22 protein-coding genes are annotated in these 22,402 nt (G+C 38.6%); 2 read left to right on the top strand and 20 right to left on the bottom strand.

Features of this window, described 5'->3' with window-relative positions; genetic code table 11:
- Nucleotide 1: 1 nt before the first annotated feature.
- Together rnjA and ACYT32_RS05005 are read left to right on the top strand one after the other, a co-directional pair.
- Complete coding sequence (gene rnjA / locus ACYT32_RS05010; RefSeq protein ID WP_395264882.1) at nt 2-1,693, top strand: ribonuclease J1; 1,692 nt, start codon at nt 2-4, stop codon at nt 1,691-1,693.
- A 43-nt stretch (nt 1,694-1,736) separates the two neighbouring features.
- Nucleotides 1,737-2,687, top strand: coding sequence for a diacylglycerol/lipid kinase family protein (locus tag ACYT32_RS05005; RefSeq protein WP_395264884.1), 951 nt, complete (start codon nt 1,737-1,739; stop codon nt 2,685-2,687).
- An 86-nt stretch (nt 2,688-2,773) separates the two neighbouring features.
- Here ACYT32_RS05005 and recD2 read toward each other — a convergent pair whose 3' ends face one another.
- From recD2 to murD, 20 genes are all read right to left on the bottom strand, one after another.
- Nucleotides 2,774-5,167 carry an SF1B family DNA helicase RecD2 gene (recD2, locus tag ACYT32_RS05000; protein ID WP_395264886.1) on the bottom strand — a complete coding sequence of 798 codons (2,394 nt, stop codon included), beginning with the start codon at nt 5,165-5,167 and terminating at the stop codon, nt 2,774-2,776.
- Complete coding sequence (locus ACYT32_RS04995; protein ID WP_395264887.1) at nt 5,154-5,819, bottom strand: tetratricopeptide repeat protein; 666 nt, start codon at nt 5,817-5,819, stop codon at nt 5,154-5,156. The genes recD2 and ACYT32_RS04995 overlap by 14 nt, the downstream gene beginning before the upstream one ends.
- A gap of 7 nt (nt 5,820-5,826) precedes the next feature.
- Nucleotides 5,827-6,477: a histidine phosphatase family protein gene (locus tag ACYT32_RS04990; RefSeq protein WP_395264889.1), complete on the bottom strand. Its 651-nt coding sequence runs from the start codon at nt 6,475-6,477 to the stop codon at nt 5,827-5,829.
- Nucleotides 6,478-6,682: 205 nt separating this feature from the next.
- Nucleotides 6,683-7,801 carry a tRNA 2-thiouridine(34) synthase MnmA gene (gene mnmA, locus ACYT32_RS04985; RefSeq protein WP_395264891.1) on the bottom strand — a complete coding sequence of 373 codons (1,119 nt, stop codon included), beginning with the start codon at nt 7,799-7,801 and terminating at the stop codon, nt 6,683-6,685.
- 13 nt (nt 7,802-7,814) lie between these two features.
- Nucleotides 7,815-8,150, bottom strand: coding sequence for a hypothetical protein (locus tag ACYT32_RS04980; RefSeq protein WP_395264893.1), 336 nt, complete (start codon nt 8,148-8,150; stop codon nt 7,815-7,817).
- Nucleotides 8,151-8,205: 55 nt separating this feature from the next.
- Nucleotides 8,206-9,354 carry a cysteine desulfurase family protein gene (locus ACYT32_RS04975; protein ID WP_395264895.1) on the bottom strand — a complete coding sequence of 383 codons (1,149 nt, stop codon included), beginning with the start codon at nt 9,352-9,354 and terminating at the stop codon, nt 8,206-8,208.
- A gap of 12 nt (nt 9,355-9,366) precedes the next feature.
- Nucleotides 9,367-10,056, bottom strand: coding sequence for a 5'-methylthioadenosine/adenosylhomocysteine nucleosidase (locus ACYT32_RS04970; RefSeq protein ID WP_395264897.1), 690 nt, complete (start codon nt 10,054-10,056; stop codon nt 9,367-9,369).
- Nucleotides 10,057-10,066: 10 nt separating this feature from the next.
- Complete coding sequence (locus ACYT32_RS04965; protein ID WP_395264899.1) at nt 10,067-10,360, bottom strand: hypothetical protein; 294 nt, start codon at nt 10,358-10,360, stop codon at nt 10,067-10,069.
- Entirely contained in the window at nt 10,350-10,931 is a 582-nt protein-coding gene (locus ACYT32_RS04960) for an NUDIX hydrolase (protein ID WP_395264901.1), read from the bottom strand. Before ACYT32_RS04960 ends, ACYT32_RS04965 begins: the two co-directional genes overlap by 11 nt.
- Before the next feature lie 107 nt (nt 10,932-11,038).
- Nucleotides 11,039-11,275 carry a cold-shock protein gene (locus ACYT32_RS04955; protein ID WP_395264903.1) on the bottom strand — a complete coding sequence of 79 codons (237 nt, stop codon included), beginning with the start codon at nt 11,273-11,275 and terminating at the stop codon, nt 11,039-11,041.
- On the bottom strand, nt 11,268-14,045 hold the full coding sequence (ileS, locus tag ACYT32_RS04950) for an isoleucine--tRNA ligase (RefSeq protein ID WP_395264905.1): 2,778 nt from the start codon (nt 14,043-14,045) through the stop codon (nt 11,268-11,270). Before ileS ends, ACYT32_RS04955 begins: the two co-directional genes overlap by 8 nt.
- A 176-nt stretch (nt 14,046-14,221) precedes the next feature.
- Nucleotides 14,222-14,962 (bottom strand): DivIVA domain-containing protein, encoded by a 741-nt coding sequence (locus ACYT32_RS04945; RefSeq protein ID WP_395264907.1) that lies wholly within the window; start codon nt 14,960-14,962, stop codon nt 14,222-14,224.
- A gap of 15 nt (nt 14,963-14,977) precedes the next feature.
- Complete coding sequence (locus ACYT32_RS04940) at nt 14,978-15,772, bottom strand: YlmH family RNA-binding protein (protein WP_395264909.1); 795 nt, start codon at nt 15,770-15,772, stop codon at nt 14,978-14,980.
- Between the two features lie 2 nt (nt 15,773-15,774).
- Nucleotides 15,775-16,041, bottom strand: a complete 267-nt coding sequence (locus ACYT32_RS04935; protein ID WP_395264911.1) for a YggT family protein — start codon at nt 16,039-16,041, stop codon at nt 15,775-15,777.
- A gap of 14 nt (nt 16,042-16,055) precedes the next feature.
- Nucleotides 16,056-16,469, bottom strand: a complete 414-nt coding sequence (locus ACYT32_RS04930; RefSeq protein ID WP_395264913.1) for a cell division protein SepF — start codon at nt 16,467-16,469, stop codon at nt 16,056-16,058.
- Nucleotides 16,470-16,483: 14 nt separating this feature from the next.
- A complete protein-coding gene (ftsZ, locus tag ACYT32_RS04925; protein ID WP_395264915.1) occupies nt 16,484-17,728 on the bottom strand; it encodes a cell division protein FtsZ in 1,245 nt (414 codons plus the stop codon).
- 37 nt (nt 17,729-17,765) lie between these two features.
- Nucleotides 17,766-19,124, bottom strand: coding sequence for a cell division protein FtsA (gene ftsA, locus ACYT32_RS04920; protein WP_395264917.1), 1,359 nt, complete (start codon nt 19,122-19,124; stop codon nt 17,766-17,768).
- A 75-nt stretch (nt 19,125-19,199) separates the two neighbouring features.
- Complete coding sequence (locus tag ACYT32_RS04915) at nt 19,200-19,895, bottom strand: cell division protein FtsQ/DivIB (protein ID WP_395264919.1); 696 nt, start codon at nt 19,893-19,895, stop codon at nt 19,200-19,202.
- Between the two features lie 17 nt (nt 19,896-19,912).
- A complete protein-coding gene (murG, locus tag ACYT32_RS04910) occupies nt 19,913-21,013 on the bottom strand; it encodes an undecaprenyldiphospho-muramoylpentapeptide beta-N-acetylglucosaminyltransferase (RefSeq protein WP_395265040.1) in 1,101 nt (366 codons plus the stop codon).
- A gap of 5 nt (nt 21,014-21,018) precedes the next feature.
- Entirely contained in the window at nt 21,019-22,395 is a 1,377-nt protein-coding gene (gene murD / locus ACYT32_RS04905; RefSeq protein ID WP_395264921.1) for a UDP-N-acetylmuramoyl-L-alanine--D-glutamate ligase, read from the bottom strand.
- Between the last annotated feature and the right edge of the window lie 7 nt (nt 22,396-22,402).

Genomic DNA, 22,402 nt, shown 5'->3' with positions numbered 1-22,402 from the left:
AATGTCGTTTAAAGTTAAAAATAACGAAGTTGCCGTTTTTGCCATCGGGGGCCTTGGCGAAATTGGTAAAAATATGTATGGAGTTCAATATCAAGACGAATTGATCGTGATTGATGCCGGAATCAAGTTTCCTGAAGACGAACTCCTTGGAATTGACTATGTCATTTCAGACTACAGTTACTTAGTAGAAAACAAGGACAAGATCAAAGGTCTATTCATTACTCATGGTCACGAAGACCATATTGGTGGTATTCCTTTCCTTCTCCAAAAGCTTCCCAATATTCCTATTTATGCCGGTCCACTAGCATGTGCATTGATTAAGGGTAAATTGGAGGAACACGGTTTACTACGTACCACAGAAATGCACGTCTTACACGAAGATGATGTCATCAAATTCCCTAAGACAAGCGTTTCATTCTTTAGAACAACTCACTCAATTCCTGATACTTTAGGAATTGCCGTTCATACGCCACAAGGTATTATCGTTGAAACTGGTGATTTTAAGTTTGACTTAACACCTGTAGCTGGACTACCTTCACCTAACTTACAGAAGATGGCTGCCTTAGGAGCTAAAGGTGTTCTATGTTTACTATCTGATAGTACTAACGCTGAAATACCTACTTTCTCTAAGTCTGAGCGTTCAGTTGGTCTAACGATTCATCAAATATTTGAAACTATTCAAGGACGAATTATCTTCGCTACCTTTGCTTCAAATATTTATCGTATTTCCCAAGCGGTTGACGCTGCTTTACAACAAGGTCGAAAGATTGCTGTCTTCGGTCGCAGTATGGAACAAGCGATTGAAAATGGTCGTGAATTAGGATATTTGAATATCCCTGACAACATGCTGATCGATCCGCACGCATTGAATCAAACACCTGCCAGTGAAACCTTGATCCTCTGTACCGGTTCTCAAGGTGAACCATTGGCTGCCTTGAGTCGTATCGCAAATGGAACTCACAGACAGATTACAATTCAACCAGGAGATACCGTTATTTTCTCAAGTAACCCAATTCCTGGTAATACGATCAGTGTTAACCATTTGATCAACCAACTTTCTGAAGCTGGTGCTGAAGTCATCCATGGTAAAGTCAACAATATCCATGCCTCTGGTCACGGTGGCCAAGAGGAACAAGAATTAATGCTTCGTTTAATGAAGCCTAAGTTCTTCATGCCTATTCACGGTGAGTATCGGATGTTGAAGATTCACACTGAATTGGCTGAATTATGTGATGTACCACAAGATCACTCTTTCTTATTGGAAAACGGTGATGTCTTAGCTCTAACTAAAGATACTGCCCGTGTTGCTGGACACTTCCCTGCTGGCGATGTTTATGTCGACGGTAAAGGTGTCGGTGATATTGGAAATGTTGTGATCCATGACCGTCAAGTTCTTTCAGAAGAAGGAATGGTTGTAGTCGTGGCAACAATTGACTATCAAAAACATATCGTTCTTGCTGGACCAGATATTCTTTCACGTGGTTTCGTCTATATGCGTGAATCTGGTGAATTGATCAATCAAGCACAAAAGCGTGTCTTCCATTTGATCAAGAATGCCTTTGAGAATGAAGATGAAAAAGTTACTGAGGCTGCTTTAAAACGTATTATTATTGAGGGATTACAAGACTTCTTATACAAACGTACTGCTAGAAATCCAGTAATCTTACCAATGTTAATAGGAACTTCAATCTAAGTAGATCATTTTGATCTACTTTTTTTATTTAAAGGGTATAAAAATGAGGGATACAAATAAAATTGAAATTATTCTCAACCAACTTGCCGGAAATGGTCATGCCAAGAGTGCTTGCAAAAAAGTAACTAACTTTCTTGATAGCATTCAACTCGAATACGAAATTCACTTGACTAAAAAAGATGGCGACGGAGTTAGAATTGCTAACATGTTGGCAAATCAGCATCAAGACAACACTAAAATCGTTGTCATCGGAGGCGATGGCACTTTAAATCAATCCGTTAACGGCGTGAAAACTTCGGCTTATCCAAACACGCCGCTGGGTTATATTCCCGGTGGCTCTGGCAATGATTTCTGCCGTGGTATCAAATTGAAGAATCAGAACCCTGTCATCTTAATGCAAGCTATTTTATCAATGAAGACACCTCAAACTATCGATATCGGTAAAGCTGTCGGGCCCCACTTTTCCCATTACTTTATTAATAATATCGGTATTGGGTTCGATGCCAGTACGGTGTATTACACCAATCATTCGACTCGTAAGGAATTGTTGAACAAATTACACTTGGGAACATTTTCTTATTTCACTAATCTGTTGAAAGTAATTAAATTACAACCAGCTTTTGGGTTGGACGTCGATTATGATCATCAAGCCAAGCACTTTAATTCGGCTTATATCGTGGTTGCTACCAATCATCCTTATTTTGGTGGTGGTTTCGCGATTGATCCCACGGCTAATCCCTTCAACCACCATCTAAACTTGGTCGTTGTCAAAAAAATTACTGGTTTAACTTTTATTAATTTATTTACACGCTTGCTGACCAATGGCTCTCATCTAAAAGATAAAAATGTCTGGCATATTGAAAGAGATTCATTTACCTTAAAAAATGCCACTGATCAGTTTGGTCAGATGGATGGCGAAGAATTAACTCCTAGTGAATTTGATTTTCATTTTCAAGTTGATCAACATCCATTCTGGTTGCCCATCAATCATTAGATGTAGTTTTTCTAATTGATTCATATCAAAAAAAGGATTCCACTTCATCAACATGAAGCGGGATCCTTTTTCTTTAATTAACAAATTTAACTAGCCGCTGAATCAAGAAAATCATTTGGCGTAATACCATCCATCCCAATCATCGGATTGATAGCATTATTCATCACCATATCTAAAGTTAACCGATAATCTGTTTCTTGATTATCATCACTAACTTCAACAGCTTCATCCGGAGCTGCTTTTTGATTGATTTTGAAAGTTGTAAAGATTCGTTCTTTTAAAGTTGTTCGACGTTCACTCGATTGATCTCTGATTGAGCGTTCAAAAGCACTTCGATCACCAACCATGATCAGTAACCGCTTAGCTCTAGTTACAGCTGTATACAACAAATTACGACGCAACATTCGCGATTCTTCGTTCACTAAGGGTAAAATCACCATTTCAAACTCAGAACCTTGCGATTTATGAATCGAGGTACAGTAAGCCAAGGTGATATTGATCCAATCTTTGCGATTCAAAGTGACTTCATTCCCATCAAAATCAATGACTAACTTATCGACATGATCAGTATTTTCCTTTGCCAGGATGATTCCAATAATTTTACCAATTTCACCATTAAAGACGTTATCTTCTGGCGTATTAACCAAATAGACGACTTTATCATTAATTCGATACTTAGTATTGCCGACAGAAACTTCCTTGCGCTTTGGCTTCATCGGATTAACGACGTTTTGGATAACAACATTCAAGTTATCGATCCCTGCCGTTCCTCGATACATAGGAGCTAATACCTGCACATCAGCAATATCAAACCCGCGTTCACTCGATTTGTCGACGATCTGTGATAAAACATGTGGAACATCTCGGCTAGTACAACTGATAAAACTACGGTCAGCTCGATTTTGAAAAATTCCGTCCACGATAATACCTTCATTAATATCATGAGCTAATTGAATGATTGTGGAATCTTCATCTTGACGGTGAATATTCTTTAGAATAGTCGTTGGAAAAGCTTGACTATTGATCAAGTCAGCGAAAACTTGACCAGGGCCAACTGATGGCAGCTGATCACGATCACCTACTAAAACTATTTGCGTACCCGGTTGAACTGCAGATATCAAAATCTTAAACAATTGTGTGTCGACCATCGACATCTCATCAATGATCAGCAGTTTGCAATCCAAACTCGGTTCAGCGAACTCATCATCCTCTGTACCAGTCAGTCCCAACAAGCGATGAATCGTTTTAGCTGGTAGGCCAGTAGCCTCTCCCATGTGCTTCGCCGCCCGACCAGTTGGTGCTGCTAAAGCTATGGCAAAATCCTCTGAACTGGGATCTAAGGTCACGTCATTTAACTTTGCATACGCTGAGACTATCGCATTGATAATCGTCGTTTTCCCAGTACCGGGTCCACCTGTCAACAGAAAGATCGGCGAATTCAAAGAATGTTCGATGGCTTGTCGTTGCGAGTCATCATATTCAACTTTGAAATTACGTTCAATTTTATCTAATTGCTTCTTTAAATCCTTTTGTTGCCAAGGAACACCCTTAAAACTGTCCGTGATCATCTTTAAGGATTGAGCAATCGACCACTCGCTATCAGCAAGGTCCTTTTGATAAATCTTGCCATCTTCAACCGTTAAAACACCATCTTTAACTAGGTTTCTTAATCCTGCCAGTAATTTATTCTGTAAATCAGGCCCACTACCAGCTCTTAAAACACCACTGACTCGCTTGATCAATTCTTGTCCATCAACGTAAGTATCGCCTGTTTCATTGATCAAAAGACTGACCATTTGAATCAAAGCACCCTTGATTCGACGGGGATCATCGCCTGTGATTCCTAATCTTTTTGCTAACTCATCCGCCCGCTTAAAACCGACACCTTTAACATCGATCACTAACTGATAAGGATCTTCTGTTAATTTATCGATTGTTTGCGCACCGTACTTTTGATAAATACGCGCACTTAGAGTTGGTCCAAAGCCGTAATTATTCAACTGATACAAAACTTGTTCTGTTTGGTGATTACTGGAAATTTGTTCGATGATCGTCTGTGTTTTTTCTTCGCCAAGTTTCAAGAAGTCCAACGCATGCGGATCTTGCAAGATTTTATCAATCGCATTCTCGCCTAATTCGTCGACAATCTTTTCAGCTTTTTTCTTACCAATGCCAGGAAATTCATCACTCGAGAAAAACTTGACTAACTCTTTGCGGCCACTGGGACGACTGCGTTTGTATGAAGTAGCCTTGAATTGCTTACCGTACTTCGGATGATCAACGATCTCACCTTCAAAACGATACTCTTCTTCCTCGACGATTTCGCCAAAACTACCAGTAACTACGATGTCGCCAGCGTCCCAATCAGTATTGGTCTTTTTAACTTTGATCGTAAAAATTTTGAACAAGTTATCGGGATTTTCAAAAAAGATGGCTTTGACAGTGCCTAAGAAATAAGGCTTTTCGTTACTTTCCGTCATCGCTATCTCCTTGCTCGATAAATTTTTGTAAATCAGCTAGCTTTTTTTCATTCTTCAAGTAGTAATTCTCATCTAATTCTCTCGATTTCTTCAGAAAGACTTGGTAATCTTGATCGAGATTCATGGCACACAGAGCCATATTGAAGTAATATTTGGCTTCTGGCTTGATTTTATTAGCATCCTGATAAAATCTAAGTGACTCTTGAAAGTTACCGTTAGCCAGCAATAAATCAGCTAGTAATTCATTTGCTTGTTGATCCTTCGGCGACTTTTCTACAGCGGTCAAAGCATACATGATTGCTTTTTGCTTTTGACCTTGCTGATCCAAGGTTTTTGCCATCATAAAATAAGCTTCGAAAGCATAATTATCATCGATCAAATTTTGAAAGATTTCATTAGCCTTATCGAACTTATCGGCCAAGTAATAAACATTGCCAAGGTTATAGAGTAAATCTTGATTATCTTTGAACATTTCCAAAGAACGGGCTAAAAGTTCTTCAGCTTGTTCCAAATCTCCTGCTTGCACTAAGTAAGTAGATAATTGTAAAATTTCTGGCAATTGTTTGGGATTCTTGTTCAAATCAGCGACGATCAATTTAATAGCCGCTTCTTTGTCACCTTGATTAAATAACTCTTCTGCTTGCTTATTCATAACTACCTCAAATAGTATCTGAACTTTCCATCTTCTTGTTCAAATAACTTGTTTCATTCCATTTAATTAAACTAAATTCATCATTTTCATACCGAAGGTGAGTCAAACTGGTATTGGACAGTCCGCCATTTTTCCGAACGTCGGCAATCTTGGTTCCTAGAAGAGACTGAATCATAGTTACTAAAGCAGCACCATGACTTACAATCACTAGATTGCTGTCGGCTTTATTTGCAGCGACGATTTTTTTGACGGCACGAGTTGTGCGATCAGCAACTTTTTCAAAGGATTCTCCCCGAATCAAACCATAGTCATAGTCCCGTGGTTGATGCCGAAAAGCATAGATGACTTCAGGCATTTCGGTTTCTAATTCGGAAAACTTTCGACCTTCCATGATTCCTAAATCAAATTCACGTAAATCACGCACAATTGTTAAGGGAATTGGACGATTCAAGTCTTTAATCAAAGTTTTAGCAGTCGTCTTAGCGCGCTGCAAAGGACTGGAATACATGTTATCGATTGGAATATCCTCTAACCTTTTAGCTAAAAGACCGATATCATGCAAACTTTCCGGCAACAGTGGTGAATCGCCATGTCCACCTTGATATTTTCCTTCTAAGTTCCATTCAGTTTTCCCGTGTCTCACAAAATACAATTCCATTTTTCTCACCTTACAAAGTTAGTTAATATAATTATGAGTTTTTTGGAAAGTTTTTTCAAGTTCTGCCTCAGCTTTTCGGAAAATTATCGATCGACTTAACGAAAAAGACTAATCACATCCCCAAGTGTTCTCACTTGAGCTGTAATTAGTCTTTATTTTTTTAACGATTAATTAGACAATACCAAATTACGGCAATGCTAATTCTCTAGATATATTGTAACTTCTTTTCAGCCATGTATGCGGCATCGATTGTTGCGCCACCTAGACACTCTTCGCCATCATAGAAGACAACTTCTTGTCCCGGTGTGATAGCACGAACTGGATTATCAAACTCGACATTTACCTTACCATCACCCAAGACGTGGACTGTCACGCCTGTATCTTGTTGACGATATCTAAACTTAGCTGTGGCATGGAATGTATCACCATAATCTAAGCCGGTGATGAATGACAAGTCTGAAGCATCAAGATGATCGGCATATAATGCTGGGTTGTCATAGCCCTGGTCAACATAAAGAATGTTCTTTGACATATCCTTACCAACTACGAACCATGGCTCGTTTGACTTACCATTGCCACCGATTCCAAGCCCTGATCTTTGACCGATCGTGTAGTACATCAAACCAGCATGCTTACCCTTAACCACACCATCTGGTGTCATCATTGTTCCGGCTTGGGCTGGCAAAAACTCGCTTAAAAACTGACGGAAGTTTCTCTCACCAATGAAACATACACCGGTTGAATCCTTCTTCTTAGCAGTTGCTAAACCTGCCTCTTCAGCAATTCGACGAACTTCTGACTTTTGCATACCACCGATTGGGAACAAAGCCTTTTGTAATTGATGCTGTTGAACTGTACTTAAGAAATAAGTTTGATCCTTATTAGCATCGCCACCACGCAAAAGATGAACTACTCCGTTATCATCACGGAATGTTTGGGCATAATGACCCATAGCAATGTAGTCAGCATTCAACTTGTCAGCATAGTCTAAAAAGGCCTTGAACTTAACCTCTTTGTTACACATAACATCAGGGTTAGGAGTTCTTCCTTTACGATATTCTGCTAGGAAGTATTCGAATACGCGGTCCCAATACTCCTTTTCAAAGTTGACTGAATAGTAAGGAATACCAATCTTATTGGCAACCTTTGCTACATCCTCATAATCCTCAGTGGCAGTACATACACCGGAGTCATCAGAATCATCCCAATTCTTCATAAATACTCCGATAACCTCATAGCCTTGTTGTTTCAAAAGAAGTGCACTAACTGACGAGTCAACGCCACCACTCATACCTACTACAACACGCTTCTTCTTATTATCCATTTGAAAACCTCATTTATTTAACTAATACATTTTTTTCTTTCAAAAAGTTCATTAAGTATCGGTAGTCACTTACTTCTGCTTCAGTGTCCTTGATCTTGAACATATTGATATTATGCAATCCAGACTTATCTGTAATTGCTAATTTTAAACTGCTTAAATCTTTGTCAACAGTAGCTCGTAAATAATAACGAGCTTCGTATGGAGATGATCCATTGATTGGATGAACCAAACGAAAACTACCTTTGTTTGATTCCATGAAACCTGCATCTAACAACGAATATTTTTTTATTTCTGGGTTCAATTGATAAACTTCTTGATCCCCTGTTACTTGAGCTTGTAATTTAGTCATTTTTATCATCCCTTATAAGAAATTTCCACTTAATTATAAGTTTGAATAAAAAGGCCTAATTAGTCAAGTCTGAAACGATTTCAACTAGCTTATTAGTAAATTTAACAACTTCTTCTTCTGTGTTATCTTTACCGAAACTAATTCGGACAGAATCGTTGATCTTAGGGCTGTCTGCACCAAACATAGCTACCAAAACATGTGATGGTTCAAGACTACCAGCGGTACATGCTGAGCCACCAGAAATTGCAAATCCTTCCAGATCTAATCGAGTCAATAAGACTCCACGATCAACTCCTGGCAAATATAAGTTTAAGACATGATTTAACGCATGTTGATCATTTGGTCCATTGATCCCAAAGTCAATCTTTTTTGATTGTAAAATCTTTTGGATAGTTTGTTTAAATCCAAAATAACGTTCTTGACGAGCTTTCTTTTCTGCGGGAGTAATCAATTGGACGGCTTTGGCAAAACCAGCGATTGCGGGAACATTTTCTGTTCCGGCCCGACGTTTAGTTTCTTGGTCGCCACCTTTGATAAAGGATGGAATATGAATCGCTCCATTGATATAAAGAAAGCCAATAAATTTAGGTCCATTGATCTTGTGAGCCGACGTTGATAATAAATCAATATGTTCTGCTTTAACATCAATATCTTCCATTCCATAAGCTTGAACCGCATCAGTATGGAAAAAGGCTTGATGGTCTTTCAACAACTCCCCAATCTGTTTGATGGGATTTAAAGAACCAACCTCGTTATTGCCATACATGACTGATACCAAAATCGTATCATCACGCAAGGCTGCTTGAACTTGTTCGACCGTAACCTCGCCTCTTTCATTAGGTTTCAAATAAGTTACTTCAAAACCCAATGTTTCCAAATAGGCCATTGGTTTTAATACTGCTTCATGTTCGATGGCAGTAGTAATAATATGTTTACCTAGTTGCTGTCTAGATAAAGCTGTTTCAATCACCGCTGTATTATCACTTTCAGTCCCGCCACTAGTAAAGACAATTTCAGAGTCTTTAGCATTGAGACTTTGCGCAATCGTATGACGACTTTCGTCGAGAACTTTACGAGCTTGACGACCAAAATAATTGGTTGCCGAAGCATTACCAAAGTTATTGGCCATTTGGTCATGAATTACATCGACTACAGGTGTAGCCATTGGTGTCGTAGCAGCATTATCTAAATAAATAAATGCCACAATAAATCCCCTCTATTCTTGGTCTAAAAAGTTCAGTAACATCGTTACTGATTTGCGTCCGGCTTGTAAAACAAATTCGTCAAAATTAACACTAGCATTTTCGTCTCCAACATCACTCATTGAACGAATTACCACGAATGGTGTCTTGAATTGAGCACAGACTTGAGCCACAGCTGCGCCCTCCATTTCAGATGCTAAAGCATCTGGGAACGACTTTTTAATTGTAGCAATTTTTTCTTTTGAGTCAACAAATTGGTCTCCGGTGACGATCAAACCTACTTTTGTCGTCAAACCAGTGCGCTTAGCTGCGGCAGCAATTGCCTGTACATAATCAGTATCAGCGTTGAAATAAAGCTCTTGTTGAGGTAATTGTCCCACGGCATAGCCAAAGCCAGTTGCATCGACATCGTGATAAGCCAATTTATCAGAAATAACTACATCACCAATCTGAAGTCCTTCACCAATACCACCGGCGGAACCACTATTGATCACAAAGTCTGGTTGATAACGGTCATTAATAATCGTTGTGGTCATTCCAGCTTGCACTTTACCGATACCACTTTGAGCTAGATAAACTTGATGGTTCTTATACGTACCAATCGTGATATCGACTCCGGCAACTGATTCTTTTGTCACATCAGTTAGTGATTCTTTCATTAATTTAATTTCTTCTTCCATAGGTACAATTACGCCAATTTTCATACTTTACTCCTTAAATATAAAATAATATTAAAAACACCAAAATAATTAAACCGAATACTGTAATGATGGCAATATTCAATTTCTTCTTCAATTTATTGGTCTTAACTTCAAATTCTTCAAGATTTTCTTGTAGTTGAACTTCGGGATGTTGCTGTTGGTACTCATTTTCAGCCCGCTGTTGTTCGTGTTCACGGATCCGTTGTTGTTGCTGTTCAATTTGATCAGCTCGGACAACGGTCTGTGGTTGTTTTGCAGCTGATGACTTGGTCTTTGAATTAAAGAAATCTTTTATTTTAGAGAACATTGTTTCTTTCCTTTGCTTTCAATAGTTCCCAATAAGTAATCGCATAGATTGTTTTGGAATCGCAGATAACGCCTGCTTCAATTTGTGCCTTGGCCTGATCAAGCGTCAAAGTCTCAACATTCAAAAATTCATCCGGATCCAGAGGACGTTTAAACTCGATTTTCTTTAGATCAGTTGCCTTAAAGACCGTCAACTTTTCGTTTGAATAACCGGGACTAGCAAAAAAGGCGGTAACTTTTTCCAACTTATCAGTCGTCATCCCTAACTCTTCGTCCATTTCCCGGAGCGCAACTTCTTCTAAATCGCTGCCTTCATCAGGATCGATTTTCCCAGCAGGTATTTCCAAAGTTTCTTGTTCAAGTGGTGTCCGCCATTGTCTAACAAAGATCATCTTGTCATCTTTGGTAAAGGGAATAATTGCCACTGCGCCGTGGTGTTCAACGACTTCACGAATATCTGGAATTCCGTTTGGTAAAACAACTTGTTCCACGTCAACGTTAAAAATTTTGCCACCAAACATTCTCTTTTTAGCAACGACTTCTTCGTAATATCTTGAATCTTCTTTTTCCATTACTTAACCTTCTTGCTTCATTTTATTGGAAATTAATTAATAGAGCCAATGGAGATATTTTACCAGATATTGAATTAACTACAACCGGACCAAAGAAAAAGAAAGCACTAATCTGTGCTTTCTTCGTCTTTGATATTAATATTAACAGCTTGTGGTCCCTTATAGCCAGGAGCAATTTCAAAAGTTACTTCCAGCCCATCTTTAATATAATAGTCATCTCGATTAAGAATCGAATCAGCGAAGAAGAAAACATCTTCCTCACCATTATTGATAAAACCAAAGCCACGATTATTATTAAATCTTACAATTTTTCCGGTAAACATTGCGTCACCTATCCTATTCATCAAAACCAGCTGTCATTGTCTCTGGATATTCTTCTGAAACAATTTTAGCACATCTAGCACAGAATGTTGGATAATGTTGATCACTGCCAACATCAGTCTTGATCATTCGACATCTTTGACAAACATCGCCATCGGCTTTTTCAACTAGAACATCGGCTAATTCATACTTATCGGCTGAAGCAAGTTCATCAGCAGTCAATTCAAATTGAGAAACGATCAATAATTGACCGAAGTTACTATCGATCTTGTCCAAGACGGCTTTCAATTCAGCACTTGGTTTAACTGTAACTTTTGCTTCAAGTGACTTACCAATCAATTTATCAGCACGGGCAACTTCAAGTGACTTCAAGACATTGTCTCTAAAGTTCATGAAGATCGTCCAATCTTTTTCAATTTCTGCTTGATCAGAGATTTCTTCAACCTTAGGCATTTCGGCTAATTGAACAAAATCTTCTGGTTCTTTCAAGTATTCCCAAACTTGTTCCATTGTATGTGGCAAGATTGGTGTCAAAAGTTTAGCTAATTTAACTGCAACATCGTAAATCACAGTTTGCATTGAACGACGAGCATGGGAATCTTCGGCATCAATATAAACAACGTCTTTAGCGAAGTCCAAGTAGAAAGTTGACATTTCATTAACGATGAAACTAACAACTGACTTAGCCACATCAGCAAAGTCGTACTTGTCATAGTCAGCCAAAACTTCTTTAACTAAGTCATTCAACTTAACCTTGATGTACTTATCTTCTGGACGAAGGTCATCATAAGCGACAGCATTAGTCTTAGGGTCAAAGTCGGTTGTATTGGCCAACATGAATCTGATCGTATTTCTGATCTTACGATAAGTTTCAGATACTTGCTTAAATGAATCAACTGAAACAGAAACATCGGAACTAGCATCAACTGAAGCAACCCAGAGACGAATAATTTCGGCCCCAAATTGTCTTTCGATATCGCTAGGTGCAATAACATTACCCAATGATTTACTCATCTTAACGCCGTTCTTATCAAGCGTGAAGCCTTGTGACAAGATAGCTTTGTAAGGAGCGACTCCATAAGCAGCAACTGAAGTTACTAACATTGAGTTGAACCAACCACGATATTGGTCAGAACCTTCCAAAATTAAGTCAGCTGGGAAAGTTAAGTTATCACGAGTTCTAGCTACACCTGAGTGGACTGTCCCTGAGTCGAACCAAACATCCAAAATATCAGTTTCTTTAGTAAATTTACCATTGGGACTACCTGGATAAGTGAAGCCTTCTGGGAGCAAGTCCTTAGCATCACGTTCAGCCCAAACATTGGAACCATATTTACCAAATAAGTCAGCAACATGATCGATTGTTTCTTTAGTCATGATTGGGTCGCCATTTTCAGCATAGAAAATTGGTAGTGGTACACCCCAAGCACGTTGTCTAGAAATAACCCAATCGCCACGGTCGCGGATCATATTATAGAGACGAGTTTTACCCCAATCAGGCATAAAGTCGATCTTTTCAATCTCATCAAGAATCTGTTGTCTAAACTTATCAATTGAAGCAAACCATTGTGGAGTTGCTCGGAAAATAACTGGCTTCTTAGTTCTCCAATCATGTGGGTAACTGTGAGTGAAGAAACTCAACTTCAACAAGGAACCATTTTCCTTCATTCGTTCACTAATGAGCTTGTTAGCATCATCATAGAAGACACCTTCATATTCAGGGACTTCGTCAGTAAATCTACCTTGAGCATCGATTGGTGAGAAAATTGGTAATTTATATTTCATACCGACAACAAAGTCATCAGCACCAAATCCAGGAGCTGTATGAACTAAACCAGTACCATCATCCAAAGTAACGTGGTTACCAAGGATCAAGAGTGATTCACGATCATATAGCGGATGAGTAGCTGTTAAGCCTTCGAGGTCACGGCCCTGGATAGTCTTTAGAACTTCAACTTTTTCCCAACCTAATTGTTCTTGAACGTATTGTAATCTTTCTTGAGCGACAACATATTTCTTACCATCGGCTTCAACTTCGGCGTAAATAAACTTAGGATTGACACAGATAGCCTCGTTTGAAGGAATCGTCCATGGAGTTGTTGTCCAAATAATAAAGGATGCATCTTGATCTACGACACCTTTGCCATCACGAACTTTGAAAGCTACAAAGATTGATGGTGACTTGATATCTTTATATTCCACTTCAGCTTCAGCCAAAGTAGACTCAGAAGATGGAGACCAGTAAACAGGTTTTTTACCACGGTAAATGTAACCTTTATCAACCATTTCACCAAAAACTTCGATTTCAGCTTTTTCAAATTCTGGTTGGTAAGTAACGTATGGGTGATCCCAGTCGGCAGAAATTCCGAGACGCTTGAAACCAGCCATTTGTTTCTTGATTTCACCTTGAGCAAACTCGTAACATAACTTACGATAGTCTGACAAGCTCATTTCCTTACGTTTAACGCCTTTTTTAGCTAGTTGTTGTTCAATTGGCAAACCGTGAGTATCCCAGCCAGGCACATAAGGTGCGCGGAAACCATTCATTGACTTGTAACGAACGATAATATCCTTTGAGATTTTATTTAGAGCATGTCCCATGTGGATATCACCATTGGCAAATGGAGGTCCATCTAGTAATTCAAAAGTTGGCTTACCTTCGTTTAATTTTTGACGTTGTTCATAAAGCTTATTTTCTTCCCAGGCTTTTTGCCATTCTGCTTCTTTAGTTGGCAGACTGCCTCGCATTGGGAACTTAGTTTTACCCAAGTTTAAAGTATCTTTGACTTTCATTCTTTCACCCCTTCTAAAAATAAAAAGAACCCATCCAATTTAGGACGAGTTCTCGCTATACCACCTATTGGTAAATCAAATAAATTGTTTAAGAGCTGATATACTAAGCATCACTTTTACTAGTCTCACACCAACACTAGCTCGCTGAAAAAGTTTCCTGCAAAGCACTTATTCTCTTATTTTTTCTCCGAATCATCAGGCTGATCATCTTTGAAATTGAACGTTGGTTCATTTTGTTGATGATTAATCGTATAAGATTCATCAGGCTGATCATCCTGCATGTTGTTATTATAATTCATTTGCTGAGAATTGAAAACCGAATTCTGGTCATTTTCATAATCTTGTTGATTATCGGCTTGATAATTCTGGTCAGCGTTGACTGATTGATCGCCCACTTGTTTTTTCAACTGGTCAGTAGAAGTACTGTCATTAAGCTTCGACCACTCATCGTTGTCGACCATATCAAGCTGTTGTTTCAACATACCTTGCAAACCTTGACGGAAAGAGTTGACACTGCGTTTCAAGTTATCAGTTTCAATTGTTACCTGTCGTGCCCGATCAGAGGCATCTTGCAAAATTTGATTTGATTTTTCCGTCGATTGATTCAATAAATCGCGAGCTTTCTTTTGGGACTCTTCGATAATAATCTGAGCCTCTTGTTCCGATTCGCTCTTAACCTTTTCTGCTGCTTCTTGAGCAACTAAAATCGATTGATTTAAAGCATCTTTCATGTCGGTAAAGTACTTCAATTGATCAGAAGTCTCTTTTAATTGTTTTTCTAACTCGGCATTTTTTTGAAGAGCCAAATTATAATCCTGGGCTGCCTGTTTTAAAAAGCTATCTACTTGGTCGCGGTCATAGCCTCGAAATTTACTATCAAATTCTTTATCATGTATTTCTACTGGTGATAATACCATAACTTCACGCCCCTACTATTTCTTAATTATATTAACTGAGAGGATATACTTGTTGTTCTTTGACCGTCCCAAGATATCATTGATCCTGATTCGTCCAAAACCTCTTACACTCAGTGTATCAGTCATCGTGATAAATGAGCTAGCATTTTTATTGACGACCCAATTTATTTGAACTTTACCGTGATCAACTAACGCTTTGGCACTCTGTCTTGAGAGGTCATAAACATCAGCGATAATCGTGTCCAAACGTAATGATTGCACGGAGATGTTCTCATCGGTTGATTCGTCTTTGGGCAGCAATAATTCATCAAAACGCTTTTCAATCAGATGAATCTTGTACGGACCAATCTTTTTAACTTGCTCTTCAATAAAATCGCTCATTGACTTGAACACAAAAAATTGCCAATTTTCGCCATCGGTAATAATGTCTCCAAAACGATCACGTTCGACACCTGATCCAGTTAATGAGCCCAATATTTGTCCATGATGCAAATTAGCAAATTTCTCTGGATAACGAATCTCAAACATCTCAATTTCAAAATCCGCATCTTTAGGGACAAAATAGTCAGGAGCAATTATACCCCTGACTCTTTCTGCACCTTCATAGCCGCCAAAGTAATGAACGAACAAATCATCATACTTATTGATCAAGCTATTCAGGATAGTCTGTTCACGGAGATTCAAAAAATCAGTGAGTTGTGGAGTGTACATTGTTTGGGCCTTTAATAAAATGCCACTTATCTTATCAATGAACATTTTTTCTTCTGGACGGAAAAATCCTCCACCCATAATTGTTTTTTTATCATCCATAATTATATTATTAAAAATACCGCTTTCTGCAATAATTGAATTAAGATAATCGCAATTATTGGAGAAAAATCGAACAGGCCTAATGTTGTTGGTATGACCCGTCTGATTAGATTTAAGAATGGATCCACCATCGCAGAGATGAACCTTCCAAATCCCGAGTTATAAAGGGAAGGTATAAAAGACATCAAGCAATATATCAAGATGATCATTTCATACACTTGGAAAGCTAAACTAACGATAAATGGAAATCCACTAAAAATTCGATCCATATCTTTCCTCGACTTTATTCATTTATATCCGGTATACTTCCATCGATTTCAAACTTTGGTGGAGTGCAAAGAAAGATTTTTTCTCCAACACGTTTTATTTCACCATTCAAAGCAAAGATAGTACCTGTTAAAAAGTCGACGATTCTCTTTGATTGTTCATCATTGACATTATTAAAATTAACAACTACAGCCTTATTGTTTAGCAATTGTTTTGCAATCACCTTGGCGTCTGAATAGACTCTAGGTTGGTAGATAGCAATCTTGCTACTGGCCTTTACTCTATCGCTTGCTGTATTCATTGATACTACCTTTTCATTATTTGAATAGTTTGACTGAGATTGTTCAGCTTTAACATCAGTAGTTGCATTTTCTGAATAATCTTCATCGTCATTAATACCAAAAAAACTGCCTAATTTTTCAAATGCCATAGATATGTCTCCTTTTATTTATTATTACGACGTTTAAAAATTGGAGGTGTAGAATCGTCGTCATCGCCGTTCAAATCAATTGTTTCTGGCTTTTGGAAGATTTCAAAATCGCCCTTTTCTCCAGAGACATCAGTTGACTTAGAGGCATCGCGATTAATATCCCAAGCAGCTAAAGGATCGTTTGATGGCTTAGGTTGAGCAGCTCTTGTTTTCTCTTCACTAGCTGGCTCTTTGGTTTGGTCATTATTTAAAGTTGCTTGACGGTTATTCAAAGGACGTCTAGTTGTTTCACGCTTTTTATCTTCACTTTCAACACCTGTAGCAATAACTGTAACCTTAACTTGATCTCCTAGCGTATCGTCGATAGAAGTACCGAAGATAATATTAACATCTGAGGTAGCTTGTTCGGAAACAATTTGCGCTGCATCTTGAGCTTCAAACAATGACAAGTCAGGGCCACCAGTAATGTTAAGCAAGACTTGTTTGGCACCATCGATTGAAACTTCAAGCAATGGTGACGAGATAGCCTTCTTAGTTGCTTCAGAAATTCTATTTTCACCGTTAGCTTGACCGATACCCATCAAAGCTGAACCTTGATCAGACATAACGGTCTTAACATCAGCAAAATCCAAGTTAACAAAACCAGGTGAAGTAATCAAGTCAGAAATACTTTGAACACCTTGACGCAAAACGTCATCAGCAATACTGAAGGCTTCGTTCATAGGAGTCTTCTTATCGACAATTTCCAAAAGTTTGCTGTTTGAGATCAATACTAAAGTATCGACATCCTTTTTCAGTTCAGTGATTCCATCAGCTGCAAAACGTGAACGTTTTGAACCTTCAAAAGCAAATGGTCTCGTAACAACGCCGACAGTCAAAGCGCCGCTTTCTTTAGCAATATTAGCTACGATAGGAGCAGCACCTGTTCCGGTACCACCACCCATTCCGGCTGTAACGAAGATCATATCTGCTCCTTCAAGAGCTTCTTTGATAGCTTCTTCACTTTCTTGGGCTGCTTTTTGTCCAACTTCAGGGTTTGAACCGGCACCTAATCCACGTGTAAGTTTAGGTCCTAATTGGATCTTTGTTTCAGCATTTGAACTTTCTAGAGCTTGTACATCAGTATTAGCAGCGATGAATTGCACACCTTTGATTCCTGCTTCTACCATTCGATTGACAGCATTGCCACCGGCACCGCCGACACCAATAACTTTGATTACCGCTCCCTTATTTTGCGTAGAGTCTAAAGTATATTCCATTAAGGAGTTCCTCCTATAAATCGTTTATTATTTATTATTAATCAAAAAATCTGCTCCAAAAGTCCTTGAACTTCGACGATTTTTTACCATTATCAGCTTGTGCAGCCGCTGTTTGAGCAGGCTGTTCAACTTTTCTGGAAGCCTTAGTTTTCACTGGTTTCGATTGAGGCTTAGGCTGTGGTTGTTCAGAAACGGTTTGAGCTTGTGGTTGATAATCACTATTTTCAACCGTTGCACCGTTCACAACATTATCAGCAATCACTCCAATATCATTCAATCTTGAAGCGTAGGTAACCAAACCTAGCCCCAATGAATATGATGGATAACGCATTCCCATTTGCGTTGGTACATAGCTTCTTACCTTAACATCAAAGATTTTTTTAGCTAAATCTTCAACATTTGGCGTTGCAGCTACACCACCAGTTAGGACAATCCCACCTGGCAATGACAATGCACCAGCATCTTCAAGTGGCGCTTGTAATCTAGTAAAAATTTGATTAAGTCGTGCTTCGATAATTTCAGACAAATATTCTTCTGAAACCATTGTTGGTTCATTTTTGCCCACTACTTCAACAGAAATGTTTTCATCTTGCGACGCTTTATCAGGTGCCGCATTTCCATAATAAAGCTTCAACTGGTTAGCGTTCTCAACCGTAGTATTCAAAACGACCGAGATATCATGAGTTACATAGTCGCCACCTTCGAAATCGACTGTTGAAAGCTTTAAGTTATGGTCATGAACAACGGAAGCGGTCGTTTGACCAGCTCCCATATCAATAATCACTGCACCAAAATCACTTTCACCGTCATTCAAGACGACTTGACTCAATGCCATTGGAGAAATAACCTTATGGATAATATTCAAGCCAGCCTTTTGGATGGCCTTCTTTGTATTATGAACGATCGTTTTAGGTGCCGTATAGAGAATTCCAGACATCTCCAAACGCACGCCGATCATTCCACGTGGGTCCCGAATATTATTGAACCCATCAACTGAAAATTGCTTTGGTATTAGAGAAACAACTTCTCTTTCACTAGGTAAGTTTTGCACCATCGCTGCCGACATAACTTGTCTGACATCATTTTCATTAATTTCTTTTGATTGAGATCCAACCGCAATCATACCTCGGCATTTCTCAATCTGTAACATATTTGCTGATATTCCAACAACTACGTCGCGGATGGAAATGTTTGCTTGTGTTTCAGCCTTTTTGACAGCTCTTCTAATCGCATTCGCCGCTTTATCGATATCCACTATAACGCCACGACTTACACCCTCAGATCGTTCGCTACCAACGCCGACGATACTCAATCGTTCCTCAGACGCCTCAGCAACCACAACCTTGATTGAATTTGTGCCAATATCAAGACCTACAAAAAATTCAGAATTGTCCATTAATTGTGGGAACCTCCCTTACCTAGAAAAATCTATTCACTAAAAAATTTTAACACAAAAATGATTATATTAAACCTATTTCTTGTCTTTAAAAGGATAAGAATAGGCACCGATCTCTAAATCTATAACGCCCTTTTTTTTCATTTGTGACGCTATGCCAGGATAATATTTCAATTTTGACTTGACAGTCCTCATATCAGCGATAACTTTATTACCATCATTCATATCAATTTTGATCCGATATGGGTTCATTTTAGTTGGTGAATTATAGAATTCAGAAACGTTAGTTTGAACGCTGCTTGGTAATTTTGCATAGATTTTCGCCATCTGCTGAAGCCGTTTTTGATGAAAGCCAGAATAGATCGGATAATTACCAATTGGAGAAGCTAATTTTTGATTTATGACTTGTCCGTCATTGATGATCCGATAATAGCCACCATTCTTATTGATAAATCCTAAAGTTTGGTGCTCTTGCACTTTAATAGTCAAATCTCGCATATTTCTAGTATTAATTGAGACCGACTTGACAGAAGGCAACTTCTTTTCTGTCTGTTGTGCAATCGAACGATGATGCAATAAGACATCGATTAAAACCGAATTTTCATTGATCTTGGTCGCATCAATAACTTGTTGAGCACCCAAGTCATTGACGCCTTTGACGGTAATATTTCTGACCTTGCTCAAAGGCGACCCAAAATATGCAATAACAACTATCACGAAAACGATAATAAAAATTAGGACATTTTTATTTAATCTCAGTCTTTTTTTCAATATTATTAATCCTCGTATTACTTGTTTACTAGTCCCGTCAAAACCTTGATCAAACGATCAGCGGCATCTGGAACGCCGATTTTTTTCGAATTCTCTGACATCTTTTGGCGCAGACTTGCGTCACTCATGATCTTATTGACCGCTTCAAATAGCGTGTCAGCGTTGAGTTCTGATTCGGGAATCAGCTCGGCCGCATCAACCTTAGAAACCGACATAGCATTCTTAGTTTGATGGTCATGCGTTACATAAGGACTAGGAACAAAAATTGCTGGAATTCCTAAAGCAGTGATCTCAGCGATACTTGTGGCACCGCTACGACCGACAATCAGTTCAATGTCTGGTAAAATCTCTGGCATATTATCAATATATGGCATTACCGAGATATTTTCACTATCTAAGACTGATTTATTTATTAACTTAATAACATTGTCATAATGTACCCGTCCTGTAACAAACAAGACTTGATAGTCAGCTTTAGTAAAACGTTCCAAACTATTGATTGTGGCCTCATTGATTGGTTTTGCACCCCGTGATCCGCCAAAAATCATCACCGTTGGTTTATCAGCCGCTAAGTTGAACTCTTTTAAACGGTCATTAGGAGCAATATCGACAACCTCTTGTGCGCGGGGATTACCAGTAAAGACGATCTTTTGCTTCTGTTTAAATTGATCCGCTGCCTCGGTAAAGGCAATCGCAATCTTGTCAACAAAGTTAGCTAAAAACTTATTTGTGACACCAGCAATGGTATTTTGTTCATGAATGACCGTTGGTAGATGCATCGTATGAGCTGCATAAACAACTGCACTCGATACATAGCCACCTGTACCGATAACAATATCAGGTTGAAATTCTTTAATGATTTTTTTGGACTTATGAATGCTTGATAAAAATAAAGAGACGGTTTTGACATTTTCCAAGGTCAGTTTACGTTTAAAACCTTGAATTTCAATCGTTTTAAAAGCTATCCCGGCATTCTTGACTATTTTGCTCTCTAAGCCCTTCTCGGTCCCCACGTAAAGAACATCCTCAATCAAATCTCTTTGCTGTAGACGCTTGATTAGAGCCATTGCGGGATAAATATGTCCTCCAGTACCACCACCAGATACAATTATGCGCATTTTTGTCATTTATTGATTTCTCCCTTTAATGTTTCAACCTCTTGAATGAATTGGTCACCACGTTCTTCAAAGGTATGGAATTGGTCCCAACTGGCTGCCGCAGGCGATAATAAGATCACATCCCCTTCGTCACTTTGTTTGAAGGCTTCGGGGACAGCTTGCGTTAAATTATCAACCTTAACGATATTATTGACGTCAGCCTTTTGAGCTGATTCGATCACTTTATCAGCTGTTTGACCATAAACGACCAAATTATGAACCTTTCCTTTCAAAGCAGGAATCAATTCATCGAAACCATTACCACGATCTAAGCCACCTGCAATCAATGTGATTGGAGTCTTAAAGGCTGTCAAAGCAACAATTGTAGCTTCGACATTAGTTGCCTTAGAATCGTTATAGAACTTGTGGGTGCCAAATGTATCAACGTATTGAATTCGGTGCTTAACACCTCTAAAGGACGACAAGACTTCAATAATGTCTTCATTCTTAACTTCAAACAACTTGGCTACCGTTATAGCAGCGAGAGCATTTTGAACATTGTGTTCACCGGGGATTTGAATTTGGTCAGCTTTCATGATGGCCTCACCGTTACAATAAAGCACATCATCTTTAACATAGGCACCGTTATCTAAAACTTGATTATCGGAAAATGGTAAGATCTGGGCATTTGATTCCTTAGCTAAATCACGCCATTCTTGGGTATTGTAATTAACTACGAAGTAATCATCCTTAGTTTGATTCTTAGTAATATGCATCTTAGCTTTGATGTAATTTGCTCTATTTTTGTGAAAATCCAAATGAGTGGAATAAATATTATTCAAAACCGCGACATGAGGATGTAATGCAATCGTTCCCTCTAATTGAAAACTGGAGAGTTCAGTTACGACCACGTCATCTTTGGTAGCTTTTTGAATAACATCTGAAATAGGAATTCCGATATTACCAGCATAGTATGAATTCTTGAACTTTGGCGAATGCTTCAACATCAATTGAATTAACGTCGTCACGGTAGTCTTACCATTAGTACCAGTCACACCAACCATCGTGGCATCTGAAAAGCTATAAGCGATTTCAGGTTCAGTAATCACGGGGATTTTAAGACTTTCAGCGCGTTGAACTAATTCATTGGAATAGAAGATTCCTGGATTCTTGACCAAATAATCAAATGATCCATCAATCAAATTAGCGTCGTTACTACCGGTAATAACTTTGAAACCATCATCAATCAAAGCCTGAGCTTCGGTATTGTTGTCCAAAGGATTGGAGTCGACGACTGTCACTTTGGCACCTTTACTTTTCAAAAGCTTAGCAACTGCAAAACCACTCTTGGCTAAACCTAAAACTAAGATTTTTTTGTTTGAATAATTACTCTCTGTTTTCATTGCTTCT

The sequence above is a fragment of the Companilactobacillus sp. FL22-3 genome, assembly GCF_054881455.1.
This window is presented reverse-complemented; position numbering and strand designations above follow the sequence as displayed.

Excerpts from the sequence above, each read along its gene's own strand:
- murD (WP_395264921.1), bottom strand. The coding sequence starts at position 22,395 with ATGAAAACAGAGAGTAATTATTCAAACAAAAAAATCTTAGTTTTAGGT.
- recD2 (WP_395264886.1), bottom strand. The coding sequence starts at position 5,167 with ATGACGGAAAGTAACGAAAAGCCTTATTTCTTAGGCACTGTCAAAGCC.
- ACYT32_RS04995 (WP_395264887.1), bottom strand. The coding sequence starts at position 5,819 with ATGAATAAGCAAGCAGAAGAGTTATTTAATCAAGGTGACAAAGAAGCG.
- mnmA (WP_395264891.1), bottom strand. The coding sequence starts at position 7,801 with ATGGATAATAAGAAGAAGCGTGTTGTAGTAGGTATGAGTGGTGGCGTT.
- ileS (WP_395264905.1), bottom strand. The coding sequence starts at position 14,045 with ATGAAAGTCAAAGATACTTTAAACTTGGGTAAAACTAAGTTCCCAATG.
- rnjA (WP_395264882.1), top strand. The coding sequence starts at position 2 with ATGTCGTTTAAAGTTAAAAATAACGAAGTTGCCGTTTTTGCCATCGGG.
- ACYT32_RS04990 (WP_395264889.1), bottom strand. The coding sequence starts at position 6,477 with ATGGAATTGTATTTTGTGAGACACGGGAAAACTGAATGGAACTTAGAA.
- ACYT32_RS04980 (WP_395264893.1), bottom strand. The coding sequence starts at position 8,150 with ATGACTAAATTACAAGCTCAAGTAACAGGGGATCAAGAAGTTTATCAA.
- ACYT32_RS04945 (WP_395264907.1), bottom strand. The coding sequence starts at position 14,962 with ATGGTATTATCACCAGTAGAAATACATGATAAAGAATTTGATAGTAAA.
- ACYT32_RS04965 (WP_395264899.1), bottom strand. The coding sequence starts at position 10,360 with ATGTTCTCTAAAATAAAAGATTTCTTTAATTCAAAGACCAAGTCATCA.
- ACYT32_RS04935 (WP_395264911.1), bottom strand. The coding sequence starts at position 16,041 with ATGGATCGAATTTTTAGTGGATTTCCATTTATCGTTAGTTTAGCTTTC.
- ACYT32_RS04970 (WP_395264897.1), bottom strand. The coding sequence starts at position 10,056 with ATGAAAATTGGCGTAATTGTACCTATGGAAGAAGAAATTAAATTAATG.
- ACYT32_RS05005 (WP_395264884.1), top strand. The coding sequence starts at position 1,737 with ATGAGGGATACAAATAAAATTGAAATTATTCTCAACCAACTTGCCGGA.
- ACYT32_RS04960 (WP_395264901.1), bottom strand. The coding sequence starts at position 10,931 with ATGGAAAAAGAAGATTCAAGATATTACGAAGAAGTCGTTGCTAAAAAG.
- ACYT32_RS04955 (WP_395264903.1), bottom strand. The coding sequence starts at position 11,275 with ATGAATAGGATAGGTGACGCAATGTTTACCGGAAAAATTGTAAGATTT.
- ftsA (WP_395264917.1), bottom strand. The coding sequence starts at position 19,124 with ATGGACAATTCTGAATTTTTTGTAGGTCTTGATATTGGCACAAATTCA.
- ftsZ (WP_395264915.1), bottom strand. The coding sequence starts at position 17,728 with ATGGAATATACTTTAGACTCTACGCAAAATAAGGGAGCGGTAATCAAA.
- ACYT32_RS04930 (WP_395264913.1), bottom strand. The coding sequence starts at position 16,469 with ATGGCATTTGAAAAATTAGGCAGTTTTTTTGGTATTAATGACGATGAA.
- ACYT32_RS04940 (WP_395264909.1), bottom strand. The coding sequence starts at position 15,772 with ATGGATGATAAAAAAACAATTATGGGTGGAGGATTTTTCCGTCCAGAA.
- murG (WP_395265040.1), bottom strand. The coding sequence starts at position 21,013 with ATGCGCATAATTGTATCTGGTGGTGGTACTGGAGGACATATTTATCCC.